The organism is Lacinutrix sp. Hel_I_90 (genome assembly GCF_000934685.1).
Lineage (GTDB): Bacteria > Bacteroidota > Bacteroidia > Flavobacteriales > Flavobacteriaceae > Lacinutrix.
In genome coordinates this window covers 2628656-2655315 of the sequence record NZ_JYNQ01000001.1, presented here as the reverse complement: position 1 = coordinate 2655315, position 26660 = coordinate 2628656, and the positions used below count along the sequence as shown (strand labels likewise).

Annotated in this window: 30 protein-coding genes; 5 read left to right on the top strand and 25 right to left on the bottom strand. The window is 33.6% G+C overall.

The window, feature by feature from the left end; translation table 11 throughout:
- Positions 1 to 14: 14 nt before the first annotated feature.
- Genes GQ46_RS11760 through GQ46_RS11750 form a run of 3 tightly spaced genes read right to left on the bottom strand, consistent with a single transcriptional unit; the run spans position 15 to position 3565 of the window.
- Entirely contained in the window at positions 15 to 1022 is a 1008-nt protein-coding gene (locus tag GQ46_RS11760) for a 4-hydroxyproline epimerase (RefSeq protein WP_044402107.1), read from the bottom strand.
- Entirely contained in the window at positions 1019 to 2605 is a 1587-nt protein-coding gene (locus tag GQ46_RS11755; protein ID WP_044402104.1) for an aldehyde dehydrogenase (NADP(+)), read from the bottom strand. Before GQ46_RS11755 ends, GQ46_RS11760 begins: the two co-directional genes overlap by 4 nt.
- 45 nt (positions 2606 to 2650) lie before the next feature.
- On the bottom strand, positions 2651 to 3565 hold the full coding sequence (locus GQ46_RS11750; protein WP_044402102.1) for a dihydrodipicolinate synthase family protein: 915 nt from the start codon (positions 3563 to 3565) through the stop codon (positions 2651 to 2653).
- 144 nt (positions 3566 to 3709) lie between these two features.
- On the opposite strand from GQ46_RS11750, the gene GQ46_RS11745 reads away from it, so the two are divergent.
- Positions 3710 to 4552 (top strand): AraC family transcriptional regulator, encoded by an 843-nt coding sequence (locus GQ46_RS11745; RefSeq protein ID WP_044402099.1) that lies wholly within the window; start codon positions 3710 to 3712, stop codon positions 4550 to 4552.
- 84 nt (positions 4553 to 4636) lie between these two features.
- Positions 4637 to 5800 carry a T9SS type A sorting domain-containing protein gene (locus GQ46_RS11740; protein ID WP_082041751.1) on the top strand — a complete coding sequence of 388 codons (1164 nt, stop codon included), beginning with the start codon at positions 4637 to 4639 and terminating at the stop codon, positions 5798 to 5800.
- Between the two features lie 92 nt (positions 5801 to 5892).
- Here the strand turns inward: GQ46_RS11740 and GQ46_RS11735 are convergent, their stop codons facing one another.
- The 9 genes from GQ46_RS11735 to GQ46_RS11700 all read right to left on the bottom strand — a co-directional run bounded on the left by GQ46_RS11735 (position 5893) and on the right by GQ46_RS11700 (position 11404).
- Positions 5893 to 6471: an alkylphosphonate utilization protein gene (locus GQ46_RS11735; RefSeq protein WP_044402097.1), complete on the bottom strand. Its 579-nt coding sequence runs from the start codon at positions 6469 to 6471 to the stop codon at positions 5893 to 5895.
- 56 nt (positions 6472 to 6527) lie between these two features.
- Entirely contained in the window at positions 6528 to 6890 is a 363-nt protein-coding gene (locus GQ46_RS11730) for an MmcQ/YjbR family DNA-binding protein (protein ID WP_044402095.1), read from the bottom strand.
- 20 nt (positions 6891 to 6910) lie between these two features.
- Positions 6911 to 7048 (bottom strand): hypothetical protein, encoded by a 138-nt coding sequence (locus GQ46_RS17765; RefSeq protein ID WP_156133196.1) that lies wholly within the window; start codon positions 7046 to 7048, stop codon positions 6911 to 6913.
- A 127-nt stretch (positions 7049 to 7175) separates the two neighbouring features.
- Positions 7176 to 7790 carry a DUF4230 domain-containing protein gene (locus GQ46_RS11725; protein WP_044402092.1) on the bottom strand — a complete coding sequence of 205 codons (615 nt, stop codon included), beginning with the start codon at positions 7788 to 7790 and terminating at the stop codon, positions 7176 to 7178.
- Between the two features lie 14 nt (positions 7791 to 7804).
- The gene (locus GQ46_RS11720) at positions 7805 to 8146 is read right to left on the bottom strand and encodes a DUF4260 domain-containing protein (RefSeq protein ID WP_044402090.1); all 342 of its coding nucleotides are present in this window, start codon (positions 8144 to 8146) and stop codon (positions 7805 to 7807) included.
- Positions 8146 to 8892, bottom strand: coding sequence for a cyclase family protein (locus tag GQ46_RS11715; RefSeq protein WP_044402088.1), 747 nt, complete (start codon positions 8890 to 8892; stop codon positions 8146 to 8148). Before GQ46_RS11715 ends, GQ46_RS11720 begins: the two co-directional genes overlap by 1 nt.
- On the bottom strand, positions 8889 to 10079 hold the full coding sequence (locus GQ46_RS11710; protein ID WP_044402086.1) for a coproporphyrinogen-III oxidase family protein: 1191 nt from the start codon (positions 10077 to 10079) through the stop codon (positions 8889 to 8891). Before GQ46_RS11710 ends, GQ46_RS11715 begins: the two co-directional genes overlap by 4 nt.
- Positions 10080 to 10219: 140 nt before the next feature.
- Positions 10220 to 10774 carry a crossover junction endodeoxyribonuclease RuvC gene (ruvC, locus tag GQ46_RS11705; RefSeq protein ID WP_044402084.1) on the bottom strand — a complete coding sequence of 185 codons (555 nt, stop codon included), beginning with the start codon at positions 10772 to 10774 and terminating at the stop codon, positions 10220 to 10222.
- Entirely contained in the window at positions 10775 to 11404 is a 630-nt protein-coding gene (locus GQ46_RS11700; protein WP_044402081.1) for a hypothetical protein, read from the bottom strand. It lies immediately after the preceding gene.
- Positions 11405 to 11448: 44 nt separating this feature from the next.
- On the opposite strand from GQ46_RS11700, the gene GQ46_RS11695 reads away from it, so the two are divergent.
- Genes GQ46_RS11695 through GQ46_RS11685 form a run of 3 tightly spaced genes read left to right on the top strand, consistent with a single transcriptional unit; the run spans position 11449 to position 14513 of the window.
- Positions 11449 to 12423, top strand: a complete 975-nt coding sequence (locus GQ46_RS11695) for a lysylphosphatidylglycerol synthase domain-containing protein (protein ID WP_044402078.1) — start codon at positions 11449 to 11451, stop codon at positions 12421 to 12423.
- Positions 12417 to 13577, top strand: coding sequence for a glycosyltransferase (locus tag GQ46_RS11690; protein WP_044402075.1), 1161 nt, complete (start codon positions 12417 to 12419; stop codon positions 13575 to 13577). Before GQ46_RS11695 ends, GQ46_RS11690 begins: the two co-directional genes overlap by 7 nt.
- Before the next feature lie 54 nt (positions 13578 to 13631).
- Positions 13632 to 14513: a hypothetical protein gene (locus GQ46_RS11685; protein ID WP_044402072.1), complete on the top strand. Its 882-nt coding sequence runs from the start codon at positions 13632 to 13634 to the stop codon at positions 14511 to 14513.
- 161 nt (positions 14514 to 14674) lie between these two features.
- On the opposite strand, the gene GQ46_RS11680 is transcribed toward GQ46_RS11685, so the two are convergent.
- The 13 genes from GQ46_RS11680 to GQ46_RS11615 form a co-directional block, all read right to left on the bottom strand.
- On the bottom strand, positions 14675 to 15190 hold the full coding sequence (locus GQ46_RS11680) for a hypothetical protein (RefSeq protein WP_231567355.1): 516 nt from the start codon (positions 15188 to 15190) through the stop codon (positions 14675 to 14677).
- Positions 15187 to 16335 (bottom strand): lipopolysaccharide assembly protein LapB, encoded by a 1149-nt coding sequence (locus GQ46_RS11675; protein ID WP_044402066.1) that lies wholly within the window; start codon positions 16333 to 16335, stop codon positions 15187 to 15189. Before GQ46_RS11675 ends, GQ46_RS11680 begins: the two co-directional genes overlap by 4 nt.
- Positions 16325 to 18130: a M56 family metallopeptidase gene (locus GQ46_RS17880; protein ID WP_044402063.1), complete on the bottom strand. Its 1806-nt coding sequence runs from the start codon at positions 18128 to 18130 to the stop codon at positions 16325 to 16327. Before GQ46_RS17880 ends, GQ46_RS11675 begins: the two co-directional genes overlap by 11 nt.
- A 2-nt stretch (positions 18131 to 18132) precedes the next feature.
- A complete protein-coding gene (locus tag GQ46_RS11665) occupies positions 18133 to 18492 on the bottom strand; it encodes a BlaI/MecI/CopY family transcriptional regulator (protein ID WP_044404998.1) in 360 nt (119 codons plus the stop codon).
- A gap of 642 nt (positions 18493 to 19134) precedes the next feature.
- The gene (locus GQ46_RS11660; RefSeq protein WP_044402060.1) at positions 19135 to 19815 is read right to left on the bottom strand and encodes a response regulator; all 681 of its coding nucleotides are present in this window, start codon (positions 19813 to 19815) and stop codon (positions 19135 to 19137) included.
- A 25-nt stretch (positions 19816 to 19840) separates the two neighbouring features.
- A complete protein-coding gene (locus GQ46_RS11655) occupies positions 19841 to 21607 on the bottom strand; it encodes a sensor histidine kinase (RefSeq protein ID WP_156133194.1) in 1767 nt (588 codons plus the stop codon).
- A gap of 353 nt (positions 21608 to 21960) precedes the next feature.
- Positions 21961 to 22140, bottom strand: coding sequence for a hypothetical protein (locus tag GQ46_RS11650; RefSeq protein ID WP_082041805.1), 180 nt, complete (start codon positions 22138 to 22140; stop codon positions 21961 to 21963).
- Between the two features lie 98 nt (positions 22141 to 22238).
- Positions 22239 to 22418: a hypothetical protein gene (locus GQ46_RS11645; protein ID WP_044402050.1), complete on the bottom strand. Its 180-nt coding sequence runs from the start codon at positions 22416 to 22418 to the stop codon at positions 22239 to 22241.
- A 98-nt stretch (positions 22419 to 22516) separates the two neighbouring features.
- On the bottom strand, positions 22517 to 22696 hold the full coding sequence (locus tag GQ46_RS11640; protein WP_082041804.1) for a hypothetical protein: 180 nt from the start codon (positions 22694 to 22696) through the stop codon (positions 22517 to 22519).
- 98 nt (positions 22697 to 22794) lie between these two features.
- Positions 22795 to 22974: a hypothetical protein gene (locus GQ46_RS11635; RefSeq protein ID WP_044402050.1), complete on the bottom strand. Its 180-nt coding sequence runs from the start codon at positions 22972 to 22974 to the stop codon at positions 22795 to 22797.
- Between the two features lie 1244 nt (positions 22975 to 24218).
- Positions 24219 to 25208 carry a hypothetical protein gene (locus GQ46_RS11625; RefSeq protein ID WP_044402045.1) on the bottom strand — a complete coding sequence of 330 codons (990 nt, stop codon included), beginning with the start codon at positions 25206 to 25208 and terminating at the stop codon, positions 24219 to 24221.
- A gap of 2 nt (positions 25209 to 25210) precedes the next feature.
- Positions 25211 to 25462 carry a hypothetical protein gene (locus GQ46_RS11620; protein WP_044402042.1) on the bottom strand — a complete coding sequence of 84 codons (252 nt, stop codon included), beginning with the start codon at positions 25460 to 25462 and terminating at the stop codon, positions 25211 to 25213.
- A gap of 166 nt (positions 25463 to 25628) precedes the next feature.
- Positions 25629 to 26654, bottom strand: a complete 1026-nt coding sequence (locus GQ46_RS11615) for a DUF4238 domain-containing protein (protein ID WP_044402039.1) — start codon at positions 26652 to 26654, stop codon at positions 25629 to 25631.
- Between the last annotated feature and the right edge of the window lie 6 nt (positions 26655 to 26660).

Here is a 26660-nt window from a genome sequence, read left to right as displayed (position 1 = left end):
TAAAAGATTCGCAATCAAATGACCTGAAAGCCAAAAGCGTAAGGGTCATCCTTAGGATCGATTGTTATTGTATTGTGACCATAAATTTTAGCCCAACCTTTAATACTAGGCACAATCGCTACTTTATCTTTTATCATAACCACTTCCTCAACGCGTCCTGTAAATTTACTCCCAATAAAACTCTCATGTATAAAGTCTTCGCCAATTTTCAATTTTCCTTTAGCAAATAATTGTGCCAAACGCGCAGAGGTTCCTGTTCCACACGGACTTCTGTCTATTGCTTTATCGCCATAAAATACAGCATTTCTCCCTGAAGATGTTGGATCTATAGGGTTCCCCGTCCACAATAGATGTGTGACATCACGAATGGTTTCATTGTCAGGATGCACGAATGCATTAGGATATTTCTCGTTAATACGTTGCCTAAGCACTTGTGAATAGTGAACAATTTGTCCAGCAGAAAAGTCATGTACTCCAGAAAAATTAGTTTGTGGGTCTACTATTGCATAATAGTTACCTCCATAAGCAACATCAAAAGTAAGCGTTCCTAATGTTGGGCAATCGACCGTTAAACCTTCTGCAGCTAAATAACTTCTAACATTAGTGAACTTCACCCAATCTACTTTATTTCCCGTTTGCTGGTATTCAATATGTACCAAGCCTGCAGGTGCTTCCATTTTAATTTCTCCTGGCGTTTTAGGTTTAATTAATCCTTCCTCTATAGCAATGGTAATGGTTCCAATGGTTCCATGACCGCACATAGGCAAACAACCTGAAGTTTCAATAAATAAGATGGCAAAATCATTTTCTGGATCGTGTGGTGGATACAAAATGCTTCCACTCATCATATCATGGCCTCGAGGTTCAAACATTAAGCCTTTTCGAATCCAATCGTATTCTCTTAAAAAGTGCTGCCGTTTTTCACTCATAGAATTTCCAACCAAATTTGGACCACCTGTTTTAATTACTCTTACAGGGTTGCCACAAGTATGTGCGTCTATGCAAACAAAAGTGTGTTTCATTTTATTTGATCTCTGGTTTGCTGCCCATCTATTACTCTATTAATACTAAGCGGGTTTTCATTTTTAAGTGCCTCTGGAAGCAAGGCGTTTGGCCAGTCTTGATAACTAAACGGGCGTACCCAGCGTTTTATGGAATGAATCCCGATTGCCGTAAAACGACTGTCGGTTGATGCTGGGTAAGGTCCGCCGTGAGTCATAGCCGCGCAAACCTCAACCCCTGTTGGCACTCCATTAAAAATCAAGCGCCCGACTCTATTTTGTAGTGCTGCGATGACTTCAGGATATGTTGAAGCCTCTTGATTATCTGCAATTACAGTAGCTGTTAGTTGTCCTTCTAATTTTGAAATAATGCGTTCCAGTTGTTTTGCGTTTGCACATTGTACCACTATAGAATAAGGCCCAAAAACCTCTTGATGTAAGCTTTGGTTTTCTAAAAAAGTTTGACCTTCAACTGTTGTAATTGTTTGTCTTGCATAGTTAGCGTTTACTTTAGTAGTATAGGCTGCAGTAACGGTAATTCCGCTTTGCGCTACTGCTTTTTCTTTTTTATTCTCATAAGCTTCAACAATATTGGGATGCAACATGCATGAGGGCTCTACCTTTACAATTTCATTGGAAAGCTCTTGAATAAAACTGCTTAGCGCTTCAGATTTAATTGCTAACAGCAGTCCTGGATTCGTACAAAACTGTCCCGTACCTACTGTAATTGAACCCGCATAAGTTTTAGCAAGTGCTTTACCTCTGTTTTTTAAAGCTTCGGGTAGAATCACTACTGGATTTATGCTCCCCATTTCTGCAAAGACTGGAATGGGTTCCTCTCGTTTTGCTGCTAAATCATACAACGCGCGCCCCCCTTTAATACTTCCTGTAAAACCAACGGCCTTTACCCCTGGATGTTTTACTAACTGTGACCCCACTTCGATACCACTGCTGTTTAAATTGGAAAATACGCCGTTTGGCATCCCCGTCTTTTTAGCGGCTTGTAGTATTGCTGAAGCTACTAATTCTCCTGTACCTGAATGCATAGGGTGCGACTTCACGATTACCGGACATCCAGCGGCTAATGCAGCGGCAGTATCACCACCAGCCGTTGAGAATGCTAAGGGGAAGTTACTCGCTCCAAAAACAACAACCGGACCAAGGGGTACTAATAATTTACGTAGGTCTGGTTTTGGTTGTGGTTCTCTATTTGGCTGAGCAGTGTCTATAGTCGCTTCAACCCAAGACCCCTCTAATAGTAGTTTTGCAAAACTTTGAAGTTGCCCCACTGTTCGCCCTCTTTCCCCAATTGCGCGACCTTCTGGGAGACCAGACTCTTTACAATAGGTTTTAATAAGCGCCTCTCCCAACACCAAAATCTCATCTGCTATCGCATTTAAAAACGCCGCCTTTTTTACTCCAGAGACATTTCTAAAAGCAATAAAAGCTTCTGATGCCAGCTGAACAGCTTCCTTAATTTCTTCTGATGTGGCTTCTATGAAAACAGTCTCATTCTCAATATTTAATTGCGGATTAAATGTTTTATAGGTAGTACTTCCCTTTGCTGAAAGCTGGTTTCCAATGTAGTTTTTTCCTGTTATCATGTGACTTATTTAACACCTCCAAAGGAGGCAAATTCTTAGTTAAGTTTATAAATTCTTATACTCTGGCAATGTCGGTCTGAGCTTCAGGGCATTTTCTATGATGTTTATCACCTGCTGCCGTTCTTCACCATACAAGGGTAATCGCGGTTCACGCACTTGTTCTGATCCAATTTTTGTATAGACCTCAGCTAATTTAATGTTCTGAACTAATTTAGGGTTTATATCTAACTCCAACAATGGTAAAAACCATCTAAAAATGGCTATGGCTTCTTTTATGCGTCCTACCCTTTGCAACTCATAAATAGCTACGGTTTCTGCAGGAAATGCACACACCAAACCAGCAATCCATCCATCTGCTCCCATGATTAAACTTTCTAGCGCAATCGTATCTACACCTGTCATAATTTTCAAGCGATCCCCAAAACGATTTTTAATGCGCGTCACATTAGTAATGTCGCGGGTCGATTCTTTTACGGCCTCTATATTTTTACAGGCCATTAATTCTTCAAACATATCTAGGTTGACTTCAATTTTATAATCTACAGGGTTGTTGTAAATCATAATTGGCAATGTCGTACTATTAGCAACTGTTTTAAAATATGCTACGGTTTCTCTATCGCATGATTTATAGCGCATGGGCGGCAACATCATTAGACCGTTTGCCCCATCTTCCTCTGCATATTGTGCCGCTAAAATAGCCCCTTTCGTGGTTTGCTCAGCAATATTCATTAGCACTGGTACTTTACCTTTTACCATAGCCACGGTTTCTTTTGTTAAAACGCGCTTTTCGGTTTCTGATAAAGTACTTGCTTCTCCTAAACTGCCCCCTAAAACCAAACCATGAACACCTTCATCTAATTGTGCTTGTATATTTACTTTAAAGAGGTCTATATCTAAAGTGTCTTCCGTCGTAAATTTTGTTGTAACTGCTGGCATGACACCTTTCCATTCTAAACTCATAATTCTATTTTTTTATAAAGTAAATTTACCTCACTACAGATGGTATAAATGATGCTTTTTTATCTTAATTTGATACTATATTATCCTATTTAAAGCTTAGTATACATATTATGAATATTATTTGCGTTACTTTAGGCTATAATTATGAAAGTATTTCCCTTTAAAATACCAAAACCCGAACAAAACGCTTTAGTCTTTCAAGAAGATTACGACCTTGCCTTTTACGACAAACTTCACCAGCATGAAGACATACAACTCAGTTATATTGTTGAAGGCGAAGGCACCTTAATTGTGGGCGATACCGTAAATGATTATAAGACTGGTGATGTTTTAGTTATAGGCAGTCATTTACCTCATGTTTTTAAAAGTGACAGGCAAGCTAGCGAACACTCACATATGCTAACGTTATTCTTTACTAAAACCTCCTTTGGTAAAGACTTTTTTGAATTAGAAGCACTTAATGAGTTAAAGGTGTTTTTTAAACGCTCAATAAACGGGTTTAAAATGACCGCTCATCAAAACGCAATGCAGGACTATTTTTTTCAGTTGAAAACGGCTTCAAAATTATCACAATTTATTATTTTTTTAGAATTGTTGAAAACAGCGTCTAAAGGAAACTACAAGAGTCTCTCCTCTTTTGTTTATGATAAAAAATATACTGATATCGAAGGGAAGCGCTTAGCCCAAGTCTTTGAGTATACCCTGTCTAATTTTGAGAACGAAATTATGCTGAACCAAATAGCTGATGTTGCCAATATGACCAAAAATGCCTTTTGTAAATACTTTAAAAAAAGAACGAACAAAACCTATGTTCGGTTTTTAAATGAACTCCGTATTGAACAAGCTTGTAAATTAATGCGTGCTTCTAGTGAATTAATAATTTGTGATATTGCTTATCAGTCCGGTTTTAACAACTTATCTAATTTTAACCGACAGTTTAAAGCTATTAAATCGATAAGTCCTTCGGACTATAGGAAACGATTATAAATTAAATATCACAGTTATGTAGTCGTCCCAATTTTTTTTATAAAAATAAGTTTTACTTTAGATGAAAATTTAACGTATTAAGTAATGATCCATAAAAACAAACCCTCAACACGCTTTAGCTGCCAATTTCTATTGCTTCTTTTTATTCTTTTATTTTCAAAACATATAAATGCTCAACAAACCATCAACGGTACTTTGATGCACGGTGGCATACAGAGGAGTTATATCCTTTATGTGCCTCAAGCTTACAACCCAACAATTCCTGCACCATTAGTATTTAATTTCCACGGCTATACGTCTAGTGCTGAAGTTCAAATAAACTATGGTGACTTCCGACCAATGGCAGATCTGGATGGGTTTTTACTAGTCGTACCACAAGGAACGGTAGATGGTGCAGGAAACACGCATTTTAATGTTGGTTGGGGAACAAGTACTGTTGACGATGTTGGCTTTATTAATGCATTATTAGATGACCTTGCGACTCAGTATACTATAAATCAAGACCGGATTTATAGTGCTGGCATGTCTAACGGCGGCTTTATGAGTTACCGACTGGCTTGTGAATTAAGCGAACGTATTGCAGCGATAGCTTCTGTTACTGGCTCAATGACCTTGGGCACTGTAAGCACTTGTAGTCCATCGCACCCTACTCCAGTATTAGAAATTCATGGCACATCAGATGGTACTGTGAATTATAATGGAAGTAATTTTGCTACTGCAATTCCAGATGTTTTAACCTATTGGTCCGAATATAATAATACTGATGTCACTCCATCAGTAACGAGCTTACCAGACACAAATACTACCGATGGTTCAACAGTAGAACATATTGTATACGCTAATGGCGATAATAATGTAACCGTGGAACACTTTAAAGTTATTGGAGGAGGTCATACTTGGCCAGGCAATAGTTTTGCCCCAGCAAATCAAGATATTAATGCGTCTCAGGAAATATGGAATTTCTTTTCCAGATATGATATTAATGGTGAGATAAATGCTTTGTCAAATGAAACATTTGAAAGATCCAACATTAAAATTTATCCTAATCCGGCTGTTTCAGAATTGGTAATATCAAATAAGAATTTCACAACTCATTTAGATTACAAAATTATATCCTTACCAGGTCATTTACTCAACATTGGAAAAATTACCTCTAATAATCAAACCATTGATATCTCTTATCTACCTGGGGGTTTATATTTTTTAATGATAGAAAATACGATCTATAAAATTTTAAAAACAAACTAAACCCTATTTTTAAAATTTATCTTACAAAGAAAAAGCCTTAATTAATATACTAATTAAGGCTTTTTGTATTTTTATAATTTGTTTCTTAGCTATTATAACTTTTTAACATACTCGGTAATAATTACGATTTGCGTTGGTCCTACTTTACCTTCAATATAGGTCGCATTTTCACGATCTAAACGTATGTTCCTAACTGGAGTTCCTTGCTTTGCGACCATACTAGACCCTTTTACCTTTAAATCTTTTACTAACACCACAGAATCTCCGTTTTCTAAAATAACACCATTTACATCTCTATGTATGATTTTTTCAGATTCATCTTTATGTTCTCCCGTTGCTCTTGCTAAAGCTAATGCTTCATCCTCTAAATACATCATGTCTAATAAATCTTTAGGCCAACCTTCACCACGCAATCTTTGTAGCATACGCCAAGCCATAATTTGTACCGCTACGTGCTCACTCCACATGCTATCGTTAAGACACCTCCAGTGGTTAGCATCCATTTCAGTATTTCCTTCAATTTGATCATGACAGTTCGCACAAACCAACAGGCTGTTGTCAACCGTTTCGGTTAAAGCTGGTGGAATGTTATATTGTCTTATGTCTGTAGTAGAGGTGCATAACTCGCAGGCAGCATTACTTCTGTCTTCTAGCATTTGTAATAGGCTCATAATAGTTGCTTTTTAGTCTGCTGCAATATTACATTTAATTATAAGCTTATGCAAGATTACCTTAAAGTGTTACGTAGCTTTTTAGTCATACTCTCAACAACCATAGCATAAGAATGGTCAATGAGTGCTCTAATAAATGTGGGTGGTAGTTCTCCTAGGTAAATATAGATAGAATTCCAATGGTTTTTATTCATGTGAAAACCGGGTTGAATACTTTCGTACGCTCCTCTAAGTTCTAAGGCATACTCAGGATTAGCTTTTAAATTTACTGAAGCCAAACCTTTTTCCCATTGGTCTAATGGCACTAAAGCAAACATTTTCCCTGCAACTTTAAATACTAGCGTATTTTGATCAAACGGAAAATCTTCTGTAGTATGTGGTTTGCTTAAACAGTAATCACGAAGTTCTTCAATATTCATAGGGGATGACATTGAGAAAACTAATCTTTTTCGTTTAGTTGATTTTCGTTTTTATTGTTTGACTTATGTCGTCTTTGTTTTAAAGTGTTTTCTTTACTTATGACTGGAATATCCAGACTTTCAAGAACTTCATTGAGGTAATTTACTATGATATTCATGCTCCGTACTTTTTTTGATTCAATCAAATAACAATTCTAACGCGTTCTATCTAGGGAGACTTAAATTTAAAAAACAAATAAGAAAGCACACAAATTAATCGCTGAAACGCTTATATTTTGCTTAAAGCTACTCATTTGATAATTTATTTATTTCACTTTCTTCTATTTTTAATGCGGTGTAGTCTAATTTCCAGCCAATCGTTTGCACAATGCCTTCTATAAGTAGTACAGATTCTAAAGCTTCTTTTTGAGCAATTAGAAACAAGCCACTTGCTGGCACTTTTTCTCTAATATGTGATTTAGCTTCATTGTGTAATGCCGTTAAATCGTGCGCTTCAAACTTATTAAACAGGCCATCTTTTTTATCGTAATATTTAAGATTTGTTTCAATAGACAATATTTCAGGTTTTGGAAAATGATTTAAAACAACTGTTTTTGTAATGGCATTAGCAGTCATATCAATTTTTGCTAAATCGAAACCCACGTAAGCTTTTGCATCGATAATAACTAAGGCGCGCTTTCGGCTTGATACTAATTTTAAAAAACGTTCTTTGACGTTTTCATAGTGATAGATTTCAGCAAAATCACCTTCAACAGTAATAAACTTGCAGACTTTTTTAATCTTGTCTAATAGAATAACAGATTGCGATTGTGCTAATTTTTTAGTCTCAATATGTTTTACATAAGTGGTCACTCCCAAAGAAGCTATAATCCCAAAAATGATTGCAAATATAATATCCATTATTCTTTTTTTCTTTACTGCTCTAAATGCGTATTGTAAAAACTATCAGCATATTTTAACCCAAAGCCAAACATTCTATCCATAGCAGCATGCGTAAACAAAATGATCCCAATCAACTCAACGACGCCTATATCTATGTAAATACCTATAAGCCAAAACACTATAGCAACCGCTTTATTGTGCATGAAATTATAGGTAACTGCTCCAATTTTTGAATTTATAATATAGCCTATCATCCCAATATCTGGCAGCAAAATTAGAACTAAAAACCACCACCATTGATAATCTAAAACACTAAAAAAGTAAATCCCTAATATAAACTGTAAGAGTTCTTCAATTCGCAACGTATTTTTCATTACTCTATCTTATATAAAATAGGTTTGCTAGGGGTGGCATCATTTTCGAATGGCGCAATTTGCAAGTTCAAAATATAACTGCCATCTTTCACTTTATTAGGCACATAAATAAATTCTGTTATCGTCGCTTCGGTTCGTATTTTACCTTTAACATCCCAAAAAGCATTGTGTGCTAACAGTTGTCCCTTATCTTTTTCTTTATCAACACTTGGTAAATCTATAAGTAAATGCTGAATGCCTTTCTCGCGGATGAAAATAGCGGCTTCTTCGGTTAAATACGGCCAATTCGTATTAGAATACTGTCTTGATTTCTTTTCTTTTGTATTAGGCATGCTTCTAATAACTAAAGCTTCTGGTGTTTTTCGTTTTAATAAAAATTGAATTTGTTTTTTAGAAATCACCTGGTCTTCACCAATAAATTCAGGCGCGACACTTATCACCTCGGCAGTAAACATAAAACGCTTTAAGCTTTTATTAATACTATAAGCTTTTTCTGTAATATGCCCCACACACTCTGTGTGCGTGCCGTGCGCATGAGGATTAAAAACAATGGTATTAAAGTTTACCGAAGCTCCTTTATCTACGCTTGCAATCCATTTACCCAAGACTACGGGTTCTATTTTTGGCTCCTCTATGTACCATGCATTGGTGTTCGATTTTGATGCACGAAGTGGCATTGAAATATCTAAAGGTTTAGAAAAATCGATTTTGTGTTTTTTGTTGTCAAATTGTATTACTGTAATCAAGCTATATTAATTTTAAATAAATCTGAAGCGATGCCATCGCTCAGAAACTTTCCTTTTTTAGTGACTAATAACGTTCCATCTTCAATATACAACAATTGTTCCTTTATGTACTTTTGAGAGTGTTCTAAAATATAGTTTTCAAAGGTCGCTCCAAATTCTGTTCTTACTTTCTCTATCGAAACACCCCATACCGTTCGTAAACCGGTCATAACATACTCATTGTATTGATCGGTTTTTGTTAATTTTTCAATTTCCAAGGGTAACTCATTAGTCTCAATTGCCTTTATATATTTTGAATTATTCCGCACATTCCAACCGCGCTGTTTCCCATCAAAAGAATGCGCTGAAGGACCAATACCTATATAAGGTTTACCTTGCCAATAGGCAGAATTATTTCTGCTAAAATAACCTTCTTTTCCAAAATTTGAAAGCTCATAATGCACAAAATTATGCGCTACCAAGGTATCAATCAAAATATGAAATTGTTGTTCTGCTAAGTCATCATCTACAGCATCAATTATTCCTTTTGCTATAAAAGCAGCTAAAGCTGTTTTGGGTTCTACAGTAAGTGCATAACTAGAAATATGATTGACTCCAAAACCTAAAGCGATAGCAATATTCTCTTCCCATTCTTTGGTTGATGTGCCAGGAATCCCATAGATTAAATCGACTGAAATATTATCAAAATACTTGGTTGCCGCTTCTAAACAGGCCTTTGCTTCGTTTGCATTGTGCGCACGATTCATGAGTTTTAAGTCTTTTTCAAAGAAAGATTGAATACCAATAGATAAGCGATTGATTCCTATCGCCTTGTAAGATTTAAAAACTGAATTCGATTGTCTGTCTCCAGAGGTTTCGGGAGCACGCAATGCTCCCTTCTCATTTGCCTGGATTAAATCGTCTGGATTCGCCTCTAAAGTGATTTCTGGATTATTTGAAACTTTATAATTTTTGTAAACAGCATCTATGATCTGTTTTAACTCTTTGGCAGATAAAAGACTTGGTGTACCACCTCCAAAGTAAATGGTTTCTACAGTAATATTTTCAAACTCCTTTTTTCGTAATTCAATTTCTAAAATTAAGGCCCCAATTAGCTCTTCTTTCTTTTTTAAAGACGTAGAAAAATGAAAGTCACAGTAGTGACAGGCTTGTTTGCAGAATGGTATGTGGATGTAGATGCCGCTCAAATTAGTATTCAGTTTTTGGTGGCAGTATGCAATACATACTATCAATTTTAAGAATAAGACTCGTTTTAAAACACATTTTATATCTATTTTTTATGAATTAACCAAAGGTTGCGACTGAGAAGGACTGTGACTAAAACTACCTACTTCTTCACCCGCTTCTCATTCTGCTTTACAAAAGCACTCCAACCCGTATAATTTTTACCAACCTCCACACGACCTTGGTTATAAAAATGACAAACGGCAGCAGCCAAACCATCCATAGAATCTAAGTTTTTTGGTAATGTTTTTAAGCCTAGCATGCTTTGTAACATCTTCGCCACTTGCTCTTTGCTAGCATTACCATTGCCTGTAATAGCCATTTTTATTTTTTTAGGCGCATACTCCGTAATTGGGATTTCACGTGATAATCCTGCAGCCATAGCCACGCCTTGCGCGCGCCCTAATTTGAGCATGCTCTGTACGTTCTTTCCAAAAAACGGTGCTTCTATAGCGATTTCATCAGGGTGATGCGTATCTATCAATTCTATAGTCCGCTCAAAAATGAGCTTTAACTTTAAATAATGGTCGTCATATTTTTTTAGATCGAGTTCATTAAGCTGCAGAAAATGCATCTTTTTCTTTACCACTTTTATGAGACCGAAACCCATAATCGTCGTACCAGGATCAATACCTAAAATAATTTTGTCCTCTGTCATTTAGTTACAATATGCGCATCCACTTAACGAAACCGACACACCAACAGTCGCTGTAAATAAATTACCATTAAATGATCCAAAACCCTCTGATATGGGATCAAATGCTTTTCCAAAACCTAAAATATAAGAGCCGTCAAAAAATACAGACACCGTTCTAGATAGCGTTTTATGCAATTCTACTCCACCCATAACATTTAAAAAAGCCGTTTTATTCTCTTTATAAAACCCTAAGGGCTTAATACTGGAATACCCAGGACCTGCATGAAAAACCAAGCCCATTCCCATTGGTAAAAACGTAAAATCTGACGTGCTATCGTAAACCAATTGTGCGTTAATGCGGGTGTAGTTGATTTTAAATTCTGGCGAATTATCTGCACTAGAAAAACGGTTATATCCAAAATCAAGTTTAACCCCTAACTTCCTTTTCAGCATGAGTTGCACGCCTAAAGAAATGGTTGGGAAATTGATGGTATTGGCAACGAAAGGTTCTACTAATCCGTCTTGTGCCGGTCCATTTACACCAACAGCAAATAGTGCTTTCCATTTACTCTGTTCACTTTGAGCATTACTTTGATTCACAACAAAGAATAATAGGCTAAAAAAAGTAAGATATTTAATTAAGGCTTTCATTATCTAATATTTGGTTTAATTTGCGTTGTAAAAAAACCTAATACTTGTACAACGCTGTATCCTACAAAACTAAACAATTCTTTTTTGTACTTATTAAATTAAGTCTAGTTGTTGTTGCCTTTTATTTTATCTACCACAAATTAGTAAATAATGGCACACTTGATTTTAATGATTTTATTCAGTTTTTAAATAACAATCGGGTTTTTTCAATTAAAAACAGTCTGTTTTTACTAGTTTTAACCCTAATAAACTGGTTTTTTGAAATTCTAAAATGGAAAACCTTAGTCTCTTCTGTTAAAACGATCACTTTTTTTGAAGCACTCCAGCAAAACTTAGGAGCACTAACGGCATCACTTTTTACACCAAACCGTATAGGTGAATACGGTGCAAAAGCAATCTATTACGCCAAGCCATATCGTAAGAAAGTATTACTATTAAACTTAATTAGTAATGTCATGCAAATGGGAATAACAGTGCTTTTGGGCTGTATTGGGTTTTGGTTATTCACTTCTAAATACGCTCTAAACATTGACTATCTTAAAGCCTTAAGACTTATCATTATTTGTCTTGTTATTTCTTTCCTATTTGTTTTCGGACTCAAAAAAATCCGTTATAAAATAAAAGGGTTTCCTATTGAAAAAATTAAAGTTTTCCTGAAAAATCTGAGCTTAAAGCTCAAAGTTTTAGGGGTTTTATTTTCCTTTATCCGTTATGCAGTATTCTCGTTTCAGTTTTATTTTTTATTGACCCTTTTTGGGGTGCCATTAGCCTATTACGACGCGATGATTATTGTTACCACACTCTATTTATTAGCTTCAGTAATACCCTCCCTATTTTTATTAGATGTCGTAATAAAAGGTAGTGTCGCTGTTTATTTGTTTTCTTTTACTGGCGTTAATGAATTCACTGTACTCTGTGTAATTACCTTGATGTGGTTACTAAATTTTGTGATTCCAAGTTTATTTGGCAGCTATTATGTGCTTCGTTTTAACTTACCAAAACAGGACGATCCATGTTGAATTTAACTTTTATTGTCATAACCGTCTTATACTTTGTTTTGATCCTAAGCTTTGTTTATGGTTTTAGTAAAGTAAAAACGTTTAAGCGGAAAGGCACCAAGCAAAAAACAACATTCTCTGTGGTTATTCCGTTTAGAAATGAAGCTGAAAACTTAGAAGCCTTATTAGCTTCTATTTTATCGCTTCGTTACGATAAAGCGCAGTATGAAGTGATTTTAATTAACGATGAGTCTGAAGATGATTCGGTTGCCATTATAGAAAACCTTCTCAATGCTTCCGAGGTTTCACAACAGAATACCGTTGGAATCACTCAAACCGACATCACAATTATTCAAAACAACAGAACCTCAAACGCGCCTAAAAAGGACGCCATCACCTCGGCCATTTCCATTGCTAAACACGACTGGATCGTTACCACAGATGCCGATTGTATTATACCAAACTATTGGCTCTCCGATTTTGATGCCTTCATTCAGGAACATGAGCCTAAAATGATTGTTGCTCCGGTTAGCTACAATACAATGACTTCTTTTTTAAAACGCTTTCAATTACTGGATTTTTTAAGTCTCATTGGCGCGACTATTGGTGGGTTTGGCATGCAGAGGCCCTTTTTATGTAATGGTGCGAATTTGGCGTATCACAAATCGCTTTTTAAAGCGTTAAAGGGTTTTGATGGCAATACCAATATTGCCAGTGGTGATGATATTTTTTTAATGGAAAAGGCTTTAAAAGCAGACAAGAACAGTGTGCATTATTTAAAATCTGAATCTGCAATTATACTCACAAAGCCACAACCAAATTGGAAAAGTCTTGTATCACAACGTAAACGTTGGGCAGCAAAAACATCAAACTACCAGTCTGCCTTTGGCAAATTAACGGGCTTGATTGTTTTGTTTATGAATGCTTCACTAATTATTAGCTTGATTTTAGCAGTGATAACAGTAGGCAATTGGCCTACTTTTTTACTTATTTTTCTTTTAAAAATAACAGCAGATTTTCTGTTATTATATAAAACCAGTGCGTTTTTTAGTCAGACCCGCTATCTCGCTTCATTTCCAGTTTCGGCTTTAATTTACCCCTTTTTTAGTGTCTATATTGCTATGAGTTCATTGTTTACGAGCTATAAGTGGAAAGAAAGACGTTTTAAGAAATAGTTCATTATTCGGCTAAAATTTTTACATTTACAATCAATCCAAATCTAGGTTATAATGAAAAAATTAGTTCTTATTTTAATTTGCATGGCCTCTAGCAGTTTTGCATTTGCCCAACAAACCTACACCGTTAATAACGAAACGCTTGCATTAAAAACGGAAGTTGAAGGTACATTAGATTTACTTTGGAATACATTTGATGGTACTTATCGCTACTTCATTAAAAACGCTGATGACTCTATTATTGAGCTAAAGAACACCAAGGGTAGTGACAATAAATTTCAGAATGATTATCAAACGACATTAAGTCGCTTGACCAATACCGATGCGTCTCAAGTAAAGTTAACGACCTACAGCTTGAAACAGTTTATTAACAACTATAATGCTCAGGAAGATTCCAATTATATCATTTCAGATTCTAGAAGCAAACTTAAACTGCGTTTAGGTGTTTTTGGCGGCCTCACTAACAACCCCTTTGTTGAGAACCCTAATAATGAAACCGTTCCTTTCTTTGGTTCGGAATTAGAAATGGCATCTGATAATATGTCTTCAAGGCATGCTGGTTTTTTAAGTGTAAAGTATGGTACAGAAAGTGATGCCTTTAAGTACTCTGCTACGCAAATTGCTTTAGGTTATCGCTATAGATTTGTTAACACAGCAGGTTTTAATCTATACGGACAAACAAAATTTGCCACGTTTACATTATCTAAGGTAACAGTTGCCTCTATTACTTCTGCTGAAGGCGAACCAGTAATCATTCAAACAGAAGCGGTTTCTAGTTCCGCTTTCGATACACCTTTAATCTTTGGTTTAGGAGCAGATATTAAACTTGGTAATGGTTATTTATCCTTCGTTTACGATTCGCTTGTTGCTGTGTTTATTGATAATCAAGGGAATTTTCCTGTAGATTTCGCCGTTGGTTATAAATTTAACTTGTAAACGCTTGTGTTTTGTAAAACACTCAGTGTTTAAATTAACTCTTAAAAGTTCTAAGAAAGATGATATCATATCAACAAAAGAGTGGTAGGTCGTATTAAATCTGCAGAAGACAGGTGAAAAAGAATCGTTTTATAAAACCACGCCAACTACTCACTTTAGCCTCAATTAACCTCGATAACAATTGGTAGGGTGAATGCAGATTTTACAGGTTGATCACGTTTAATGGCTGGTAATAACGCAGGCAAATTGCTTAAACTATGAGTCAAAATAGTTTCTATATTAGGAATTGCTTCTTTTGTTTTATCGTTTGCTGAAATGTTTTTAAGTCGCAGGACGCCCTTATCAGAAATTAAGAACTCTAGATTAATAGTATCGTTTAGGTCTTCGTGTACAACAATTGTTTCTTGCGCCAACGCATTAGAAATATGATTAGACAAGGTCGTTTCGAAACAGGTTTTCAATAGCTCCTTTGAGGCTTCTGCATCACAGGTTTCAAACACGGGATAGATATCGATAGCATTCCAATTAAACGTCTTAAGCTCTTCTTCTAAAATAGTTTCTGAAGCTATTTTTTTAGCATTAAAATACTCACACGATGTGAGCGTTGTTAGCAATATGACAAGTAATACGTTTCGCATAGGGTAATTAGATGCTGAAAAGTACAATATTTTATTCACTTTTTATCGCCTTCGTCAGACATGAATTTTTCAGTTTTTAAACGGGTAAGAGCATCTTCTGCCCATTTTGTATACTGGCTACCTGGATCCGTTTTAAGATACGCTTCATATAATTTAATTCTCGCTTCTATATCTTTGTAATAACTGTCCTTAGTTATCACTAAAGAAAACCGTGTGTTTTCATTTTCAGGATTTTCCTTCAATGCTTTTTTATAATAGGCAACAGCTTCCTCTGGCCTCTTTAAGTAGTTATAAATACTTGCTAATCTGTTATATTCTTTATCTAAAGGCGTGTCTTGAAGTTCTAAGGCATATTTTATATATTTTTCTGCATTTACGTAATCTTCCGCTTTAAAATAGAGATCACCCAATTTGTATACATTAGAGGCGTTCTTAGGCTCTAATTTAAGCACTTCTTCTAAATTAGAAATTGCTTTTTCGTATTCTAGCTCCCTAGCATAGGCAACACTCAATTTTTCATAAATAAAGGAACTCCTTTCTCCTAATGCAATGAGCTTTTCGAACCAAACAATGGCTTGATTAAAATACATGCTATTGTAAAAACTTTGTGCTTTCAAACTGATTAATAAGGTATTCCTTGGATAGGATTTAAGACCAACATCCACCAGACGAATGACCGCTTCATGCTGCCCTTTTTTAAGTTGGAATCTCGCCAATCTGTAAATCGCTTTTTGATGGGTAGAATCTATTATAAAAGCCTTTTCAAAATGCTCTTGAGCCGCTTGTTCCTCATCTATAGCATCCAAATTTACACCAAGCTCGTAATGATAATTTGAATTTAAAGAGTCTGCATTTACTAATACTCTAAACAGTTTTGAAGCCTTTCTATATTGCTTCGTTTTGCCTAATAATTTCCCGTAATCATAGGCTAAAAGCCTATTATCCTGATCACTATCAAGCGCTTTATCGTAATGAGTTAAAGCCGCGTCGTAATGACCTATGGCATGATAGGCTTTTGCTAATTTATAGTAGACTTCGTTTTGGTTGCTGTGTGTTTGTAAAATGGTAATCGCTTTGGCATAATTACCATACGCTAGCAAACTGTCTCCAATAGTTAAAACCGAAGACTGTGCTTCGGCTTTAAAAATTATTACAAGTACTAGTACTAGAAATTTATTCTTCAATGTTGAAATTTATTGGTAAAAAGAAAGTCACGTTTACTGGTTTGCCGTCTTTTGTTCCTGGATTAGGCTTTGGCAAAGCTCTTATAACCCGGTATGCTTCTCTTTCTAATGACGGATGCGGTGCTCTTACTTTAATATTTGCTATTTCACCGGTGGCTGTTATAGTAAAGAAGGCACTTATTCTCTGTTCACCTACTAACCCCGTTTTTTTACCTGAAGTGCTATCAAAGTTTGTGGCAACAAATTTATTTACAGACTTACTAAAGCAGTCCTTCTTTTCTTCGTTACTTGAAAGGCCTTCACATTCTAAGTATGCTGGCACATTTTCAACCACCGCAAAAGAGATGGCATCATCAAAATTTAAAGCCGAGGTCTCATTTTCTTGTTTTACTTCTGTTTTATTATGCCTAAAACCGTCGGAAATGATTAACGTATTGTAGTACTCGTCAGTATGTAATAGACTTGTAAGACTGTCAATAATTTTCTGCTCTTCAGCAGTTATATTATCTAAATCAGCAACATGTTTTCTAAGTTGAAAACTTTTCGACCAGTTTTCCCAGTTTTTAATGGCTTCTGGTTTTTTCTTCGCTTCTAAATAATCCTGATAACTTTCATTTGTAATGTTACCAAGTACATCTTCTTTAAACTTCTTTTTTTGTTCTTTCTTATCTTCCCCCTCAAAGTTTCTTTTGATCATGTCATTACATCTAACTATCCTTTGCGCTTTATTACGAATGTATTTGTCTCGTTTTTGAATATAATCTTCCGTTTCTTGAAATTCTGAGTAATGAGCAATTTTATCAGGGCCAGAAAGGCCTCCCACTTTTGCGTCAATATCCATTACCTCTTGTACATACTTTTGTAATAAAGCTTCTTCAGTAAGATCAGAAGTCGCAACTTTCGATTCGTTTATATCACTCTCTGATAGTTGTGAATCACAAGACGTGTATATCAGCATCCCCGTGATTAAAGGGATTAATAAGGCATACTTTAATAAATGGATTTGTTTTGATTTGTTTTTACTTAACATAATGATTCGTTTTTTGATTAATGATTCTTTAAAAAATGGATTGATGAAGGATACCGTTTTGGTATCAAAAACTTGAGCGAGTAGATTCTCGTAATATGATTTTTTATTATGGTATTTAATGGCTTCGGCATCTGCAATAAATTCATGCACAATAGATATTCGTTTTTGGTAAAAATAGATAAGCGGGTTGAACCAGAAAAGAATTCGGAGCAGTTCAAAAAACAATAAATCCAAGCTATGTCTTTGAATCACATGTACTTGTTCATGTGCGATAATAGCCTGTTTTTCTGCTGCAGCAATCTTATCTCCTAGAAAAATAAAGTTAAAAAAAGAAAATGCTGAATTACTATTTTTAAGCACTACAATGGATATGTTTTCATGCCTATGCTTTGGGCTTTTGTAAAACAGTACTATGATTTTACACAATTTAAAAAGAAAAAGCAATAAGGCTGCTACACAGCCTACGTAAATGAGGTGATTCCAAGACCATGACCAGGTATTCGCCGCTTCAGCTGCTTGAGTCATTGCTGAAGCCGTTTCTTTGGTATTTCCAATAAAAACTTCAGGCAAAGTAAATATATATTGTTGTGGCACAACCTCCTTAAAACTATTAATTTTTATAAATGGAAGCGCTAGGGATAATAGGGCGGATATTAGTAAATACGCTCTATTATAATTAAAAAAAGTTTCTTTTTTAAGAAAAAGATCAAAAATGCACAGAAATAATAACTGAAACGCTAAAGTTTGAAGGATATAATGTATCATAACTATTCTTTTTTATTAATATCTTTTAAAATGGACTCCATCTCGTTTAAACTAATGTCATTCTTTTTCATAAAAAATGAGACCATACTTTTAAAAGACCCTTGAAAATAATTATCTACTAACTTATTAATAGATTGATTACTATAGACTTCTTTTTTTAACAATGGGAAATAAATATGACCCTTACCTTGTTTTTTATAGTCTACAAAACCTTTACTTTCCAAAATTCTAACAATAGTTGATACCGTATTATAGGCTGGTTTAGGTTCTGGAAGCTGCTCTATTATTTGTTTCACATTAGCCGCGTCCAATTGCCACAATACGTGCATGATGTCCTCTTCTGCCTTTGTCAATTGTTTCATACGATTATATTTAAAATTTGAGCTTTTAGCCACATTACTAAATTCAAATATAACTAAAATTTTAGTTCAAACTAATTTTATAGTTTAAAAATGTCGCTTTTTTTTAGCGTACTCACCATATTGATTGAATTTAGCGGCGTAAATTTCGCAGAGCATATTACTTTTAATTCCAGTATGTTAACCTCTTAGAAGCAATATCATTGAGTTATCACACCAGAAGTAAAGGCGTTTAAATAAATTACATAACAACGCTAAAATTACCATTAGACGCTTCTTTTGGTATTAATATGAGAAGCTTTAATACAATCCACTGTTTCCATTGGAATTATTACCTGCTACTTTTGGCAGTATTGCTAAGCTCTGGCCTGAACTGATTTATTCTAAAAAGAAGAAACCTTATGGATTTCGAGCGAAAACCATAAGGTTAGTGTAAATGTGCTATTACCAACTAAATCCTAATTTGAATTTAGCTAATGATTGTTGATACTTCAAATATACTAAACGAAATATAGTGCTTTACGGAAAAAACCGTAAGTGTTTTACGGAAAAAACCGTAGATATTAATAAAGACAAGGCTTTTCTACCAATAAAAAAAACAGAAATAATTAAAACTTTAACATTTCGACTATTTTTTATGCCAATCTAGCTAATAAATCCTTTACTTTTTGCTTCTTCCATTAAGGTTTCATCTTTTCCATCATCGACAGCAAAAATAATTTTAAGCTGCTTTTTTCGTTTTTCGACAGCACTTAAAGACATATTTACGTGCTTAGCAATATCTTTTGTTTTAATACCCGTAGAAATAAGGTATAAAATTTCATGATTGATACTATCAATATCAATTTTGTAGGGCTGCATTTTTCTAATTGTTGTGTTTACAGTGCTACTATAAAAAACTTCATGGTTTAATACCCGCTGAAAAGCACTCGACAGTTCGCTTGCTGTTAAATCACTTTTTATTAAAAAGCCTTCTGGATTAATTTCGTTTAAAATTTTAGTAATTCTGTACGCTTCCTCAAACATCGTCAGAATAATCACTTTAGATTGCGGTGAACGGTCATTTACATACGCTGCTAAATCAATTCCTGATTGATAGCGACCATCACTAGAGGCTGGAATGCTAACATCAAAAAAGTAAATATCGTATGGCTTTTTAGTATCTATAGAGTATTTAATGGCTTTAATAGATTCGTCTGCATTTGATGCAACATCAATAATAAGGTTTTGAGACTCTTTTTTAGTGGCAAGTAAGGTGTTTTGATAACCTTCTATAATCATTGGATGATCGTCGGTCATTAAAATTCTAATGGTTCTTTGCTCCATGTTGTGAGGGATTTATAAGGGCTTATTATATAGGTATTTCTATTTCAACGGTGGTTCCTTCGTTTTTAGTTGTTTTTATATTGAATTTAGCGTTAATTTCTTGTACTCTAGATTTGATGTTTTTTAGGCCAATACCGTCTTTAATTTTATCACTTTCGAAGCCCTTCCCATCATCACTAATAGCTAAAGATAATGAATTATTATCTTCATCAATTGTTATAGAAACTAAACTTGCCTCGGCATGTTTATAAATGTTTTGCAGTGACTCCTGCGTAATTCTATAGATGTGCACTTTTGTTTTATTAGAAACCAGTTCCCAATTAATAGAATTTGCAATGGAAATGGCATATTCTAGACCGTAAGCGTCGCACTGGTTTTCTACCAATGTTTTAATAATTCCAGAGAAGCTAGAATTAGTGACAAAATCTGTATTTAAGTCGTGCGATACTTTACGAATATCAAATTCAATCTCTTTAAGTTCATTAATATAATTACTACGCCTAGTAATCCCATCATCTGTTTTTATGAAGTTTAAATTATCTAAATTGAGTCGCACGCCAAACAATCGCCCTAAAATACCGTCGTGAATGTCCTGAGAAATTCGCTTTTTTTCAACCGCTCTGGCCTCATCCATTTTATCCTGTTGCGAGAGCATGAGGTTGTAAATTTCTTCGTTTGCCTGTTGTTGTTGCTGTGCTAATTGTAATTCTTTTATTTTCTCACGTCTTGTTTTAATGACGTATAACAAAAGTAAGGTAATCGCTAATATTGAGGAGGCAATAATTAATAAGATGTTTTGCCTTGAGACGATCTCTTTTTGCTGTTTAAACGCTTCTGTCTCGTAATCTATTCTAGCAAATTTATTACGAATGGAACGTTCTGCCAAAACCAAACTATCGCTAAGTTTTATGTGCTCCATTAGAAACTGCTGTGACGAATCTTTAGCTAAAGAGGCCTTTAAAATTAAACTTTCTAATAATACATCATTAGTTTTAGTAGCCTTAGCTATATCGTAAGCTTTATTAATATATTTTTTAGCTGAATCGCTTTGCTTAATAGCCTCAAAATATTTGCTTAAATAGAGATATGTATATATTTCAATTACGTTATTATTTATATCTTTAGCTATATGCATAGCCTCTCTATATGGTTTCTCTATCTCAACCCTGTTTTTAATACCGCTTAAGAATTTAGCATAAGCGATATTGGAAATAGTGCTAGCATATGATGCAGAATCATAAGTAATAAGATTTTTATTTTCTAGTATCTCGTTATATTTATCGACAGCTACATTATACTGTGCTTTCTTTCTATAGATTGATGCTATATTACTAGAAGTTGTAATTTTATAATAATAACCGTTTGTCATTTTACTAGCAAACTTATACGCCAGAGCGTGATACTCTAAAGCCTTATCATACAATTTAAGCTTTCCAGAAACAACACCCAACAGATTATGTATTAACCACAAAGTATCCAGGTTATAGTTGGTTTCTGGAAGCTGTTCAATTAGTTTTTTAGCTTCAATGGCATTAATTTCACTACCTATATAATCTCTTTCTATATTTTGAATATTTGCCATATTCAAGATTACTTCACCCGACTTTGTGTTATTATTTAGCTTTTTATAAACTTTAGCCGCTCTAAAATAGTGATAATAAGCGCTATCATACTTTACCTCTTCCTCGTATGCATAACCCAATATATAATCTGCATTAGCCATAACTAAAGAATCTTTTAAAGCTTTCGCTAATTCAAAATTCTCAAGACTGATCTCTTTTAACTCATACATTTCCCCACTTTCAAGGTATAGAGATGATAATGCTCTCTTACTACCTAATAATGTAGAATCATATCCAGTTTTTTTTGATAATTCAATTGCATTTTTCGCATAATCAATTCTCTTGTTTATTTCAAACTTATCAACCTTAGATAGGTTTCTTAGCTTATAAATAGAGTCAAGTAGTTTTGTATCATTTCTATTTTGACAAAAAACAGAAGTAATAGAGAAAAAAAATAAAACAATAAAATGTTTGTACAATGTCTATTCTAATTTATTTAAATCAAATTTATAATAAATATTCTATCCAGAAATTATTTTACAAATTCAGAGGTGCTTATAGGGTAAAATTAAGATATTTCTTTTTAAGCACCACTCGGTCTCTTACCATTTGTAATTTCAATCATGGCCGTTAAATCAATAGCTGGCTTAGAAATCTCATGATTCATAGATTCCACTGTCGGTTCTATACTATCTGATGGTAATACTGCTGTTAATAATCCGATTGAAAAAAGGGCTACTGCTGTAATTTTAAGGGTTTTCATAAGGGTGTGTTTTAAATTGTTGCTATTAATTTTAATAAGAATATTGATCATTTCACAAACGGCGACATGCTTGTAAACCATCATTGCGTGGTTACTTTTTAAGCACCACTCGGTCTCTTACCATTTGTAATTTCAATCATGGCCGTTAAATCAATAGCTGGCTTAGAAATCTCATGATTCGAAGATTCCACTGTCGGCTCTATACTATCTGATGGTAATACTGCTGTTAATAATCCGATTGAAAAAAGGGCTACTGCTGTAATTTTAAGGGTTTTCATAAGGGTGTGTTTTAAATTGTTGCTATTAATTTTAATAAGAATATTGATCATTTCACAAACGGCGACATGCTTGTAAACCATCATTGCGTGGTTACTTTTTAAGCACCACTCGGTCTCTTACCATTTGTAATTTCAATCATGGCCGTTAAATCAATAGCTGGCTTAGAAATCTCATGATTCGAAGATTCCACTGTCGGTTCTATACTATCTGATGGTAATACTGCTGTTAATAATCCGATTGAAAAAAGGGCTATTGCTGTAATTTTAAGGGTTTTCATAAGGGTGTGTTTTAAATTGTTGCTATTAATTTTAATAAGAATATTGATCATTTCACAAACAGCGACATGCTTGTAAAACATCATTGCGTGGTTACTTTTTAAGCACCACTCGGTCTCTTACCATTTGTAATTTCAATCATGGCCGTTAAATCAATAGCTGGCTTAGAAATCTCATGATTCGAAGATTCCACTGTCGGCTCTATACTATCCGATGGTAATACTGCTGTTAATAATCCAATTGAAAAAAGTGCTACTGCTGTAATTTTAAGGGTTTTCATAAGGGTGTGTTTTAAATTGTTGCTATTAATTTTTAGTAATTGTAATTTATTGTTTTTGTATGCTTCAACCTAACGCTTAGCTATCCAAAGTTTATCGTAGGGTTTAAAACTTGTTACTTAGAAAAGTCATGATTTGGGGTTGTGATAAACTCAGTTCTCAAGAAGGTAATACTGTCGTTTATGACGCAATTTTTCAAATTGCTGCTAATTTAAGTTTGAGGGGTTTCATAATTATTATTTTTATGGATTACTATTAATTTAATACAAAGTTAACGAAATACCTCACAAAATGTTTGTTTTAGCACTCGAAAACGTAGATTTTGGCAGAAATGAAACGAGAATTCCGCGCAATTACCAGTGCTTAAAGACAAATCGCTGACCATGCAATATAATAAGATAATCTAATATATCTTAATGATTATCAAGTAATTGAAAAAATCAGCAAACTACACGTATCCTGTGTTTTTAGACTGGCTCCCAATTATTGGCAGATAAAAAGGATGTAAAACAAAAAAGCATCCCAATTTTCTTGTCCGAAAAACGGAAGAAAAAAGGAAAGCTTTCCATCGGTTTAAGCTATTTAACTAGCTCTCTACCAGTTTGATGGACTACTACATCCATCAAAACAACACAACTAAATTTTATTGCCAAAAAAAGCTTCAACAGAGTTGAAGCTTTTAGCAATTTTGCGGTCTGGACGGGAAGACATCAGTCTTAATATTCCGCCCTATATCTTATACATAATTTCAAAAGCTACAAGTATTAAAGGGGTTTTTACAGGGGTGCTTTCTGTAAAAATTATTTCTTTAAGCGGAAGCAAATATACAATCAATTTTTAATTAAACAAGCAAAAAATATAAATTTAGTTTCACTCATTTTAAAGGACTAAATTTTAACGATTATCTTTCATAAGAACACTTTTACTTTATTATGATTTAAGTTCAAAAAACAAACACTAAAATCAGTTTTTAAGCCATTAACGATTCAACTTTCATTTTCTACTTATTACTTTTCGTCGCTGGCTAAAAAAATATTACTCTTCTTTATCTTTAACTCATCTATTAGCTTATAAGGTCAACATTCATATAACTTATATTAAATACTCCTATATGTTATTACATTTATCTACTTGTCATTTTCATAATAGTTATATGTCCAATATTTATGTTTACTTGTTAATTCATTTATATTATTATATGTGATACCTTTATTTAGGGTTTAGATTACTCTTATTATATAACTAGCTATTTCCTGCAAACGAAAAATAATTTTTCTAATAGTTTTTGACGAAATATGTCCTCATAATTTTGCCTATCTTCTATTAAGTGTTTTTCATAAATACCATTATATTTTTTTCTACACTTAGTCCTTTTTTTAGGGTTTAAAGTTTCTATCAATAATCGTGTTTTTTCTATACCAATAGCTTTTATTCCTTTGTATATTAAAAATTCTGACATTTCAGTAATTGCACCACCTCTAAGATTTATATAAGCTTCTGGCGATATAACATCTATAAATTCGACTTTGTCAAGTGTCATAATCAAATTGTCTCCTAAGTACTTCCAGTTGTTTTTTACCTTTAATAGAGTATCTACTTTATTTTTAAACATCTTCATGCCGCTTACTTTATGACCTTGTATCTCATATCTAAACAAAAAATTGTTTTTTGTTATTTTATCGTAAGACCGTTCCAACTTGTCTTTATCGTTGTAAATCTCCCTAATTTTATCATAAAAAATTACATGATAATTTTTCCCTTTAAACTTTACACCTTTGTCTTCATAAGTATTCTTTTTAAAGTTCTTATATCGAGACACACAAAGTGCAATACCCTCAAACTCTTTTGTAAACCTAATTGTTACACCTGTTTCTAATTTTGTTATCTCTGCATTCCATAAAATATTTTCTTCTATTTCTAATCTTTTACTCAAAAGACTAATACATTGGCAAAAATCTTTGTAATTAAAATCTCTGATATTATATTTTCCGTAATACCATTTTCTAATACTGCCCTCTATATATAATTTATGATTTCCGTGTTTTGTATCATAAGCTAATGTCAACTTTAAAGAATGTTTTTTGTTTTTCTTGCATAAGTTTTCCTCTCTTGTCAAATATTTAACCAATACATTAATTTCTGGGTTAAATCTTGACTTTCCAAATTTCCTATAAGAATTACGCATTTCTTCATTAACAGGGTAGTTTCTTAATAAGAATTTTATTTTATCTATCATAATTATCCATTTAAAAAGCTTACTAATTCATTTCTTTCTACAAGGATTTTTCCATTCCTTTTTGGTTGAGAAACTTTTAAACCTTTTTCTCTTAACCTATCAAATGTTTTACGACTAATATTAAAGTCTTTAACAACTTCGTTTACTGTAAGCCAGTCTTTTTTATTGTTATTTTCTTCAATGAGTTTTTGTAAAGATTTTAATTTCTTAATCGTATAAACTTTTAGCTTGTGTATTTCAACATCTCTTTTCATAATAAGTAAGTATTAAATTAATAGGAATATTCCATACTATACTAATACCTCCAAACGTCTTTTTTGTTCGCAAGAACGTGTTAATATTTTGTTAAACTTTCACTTTTAAGCATAAAAAAACAACCTATTATGGTTGTGAATTATTTAAGATTTGATTAAAATTTAATTATAAAAAGGAATTGTCTCTAACCTCAAAACTATCATTATTAATATTACTTTTTTGTATTATTTCCGTGAATGTTAAACTCAAATCAATCTTGTAATTTTCAAAACTGTTATATAGAAACTCTCTACTATCCATAGTTTTGAATAACTTATTAATGACCTTATAATCATTCTTTTGTTTCTTAAATTCCTTTAACATTAAATTTATGTAATCTTCTTCAATAAATTGATTAAAAAAAACCTGAGAACTACTATTTAAGTATTGTAAAGAATTCAACTGATGCACATCTTCAACAGAATCAGTTGAGATACAATTGTTATTATCACTTTTTCCATAATTATACTCTTTGGTATCATAGTAACAAATCATTAGTCTAGGATGTATAGGATAAAATATTTGAAGTCCTTTCGACACTAAAGCAGTAGCTCCATTGTACTGATTAGTTTTTTCCTTGAATTGATTGTAAAATATTACTGGTGCATCAGATGTTATGAATGGTAAATATGAGAGGTTAACTAAAAACTTACAAGAAAGAAATCCTAATAAATGTTCCTTATCAGAAGAATGTAATAATGCAGTCAAAACTGGATCAGAATTGACTAATTTACTTTCTTTTATTTTTTCCCATATTTTTGGGTAATATTTCTTGGCTATAACTCTAAAAGTATCATTTATTGTTATATTTAATAAATCTCCAGCTCTTGGAGTTCTAAAATACTGATAAAGTATAAACCTCTTTAACAACTTATCAGCATTTGTATTTTCATTAGGTGGGACGAGAATTTTCTCATTAGTCCAAAAATGAAATAGTTTAGAAATTTTGCTTTCAAGTTTAGATAGATATAATTCCACCTCATCATCTTTACCATATAGATAATTTTTAGCAGCTTGATGCTTTATAGGTGCTCGCCTTACAAAAACATCATTTTGATGGTTAAATACACCTATGTGTAGACCTTTCTCCTCAAATGAAAATCTTTTGAGATAAAATCGAGGTACATAATGATGTTTTTTATATTGACCCAAAATTAA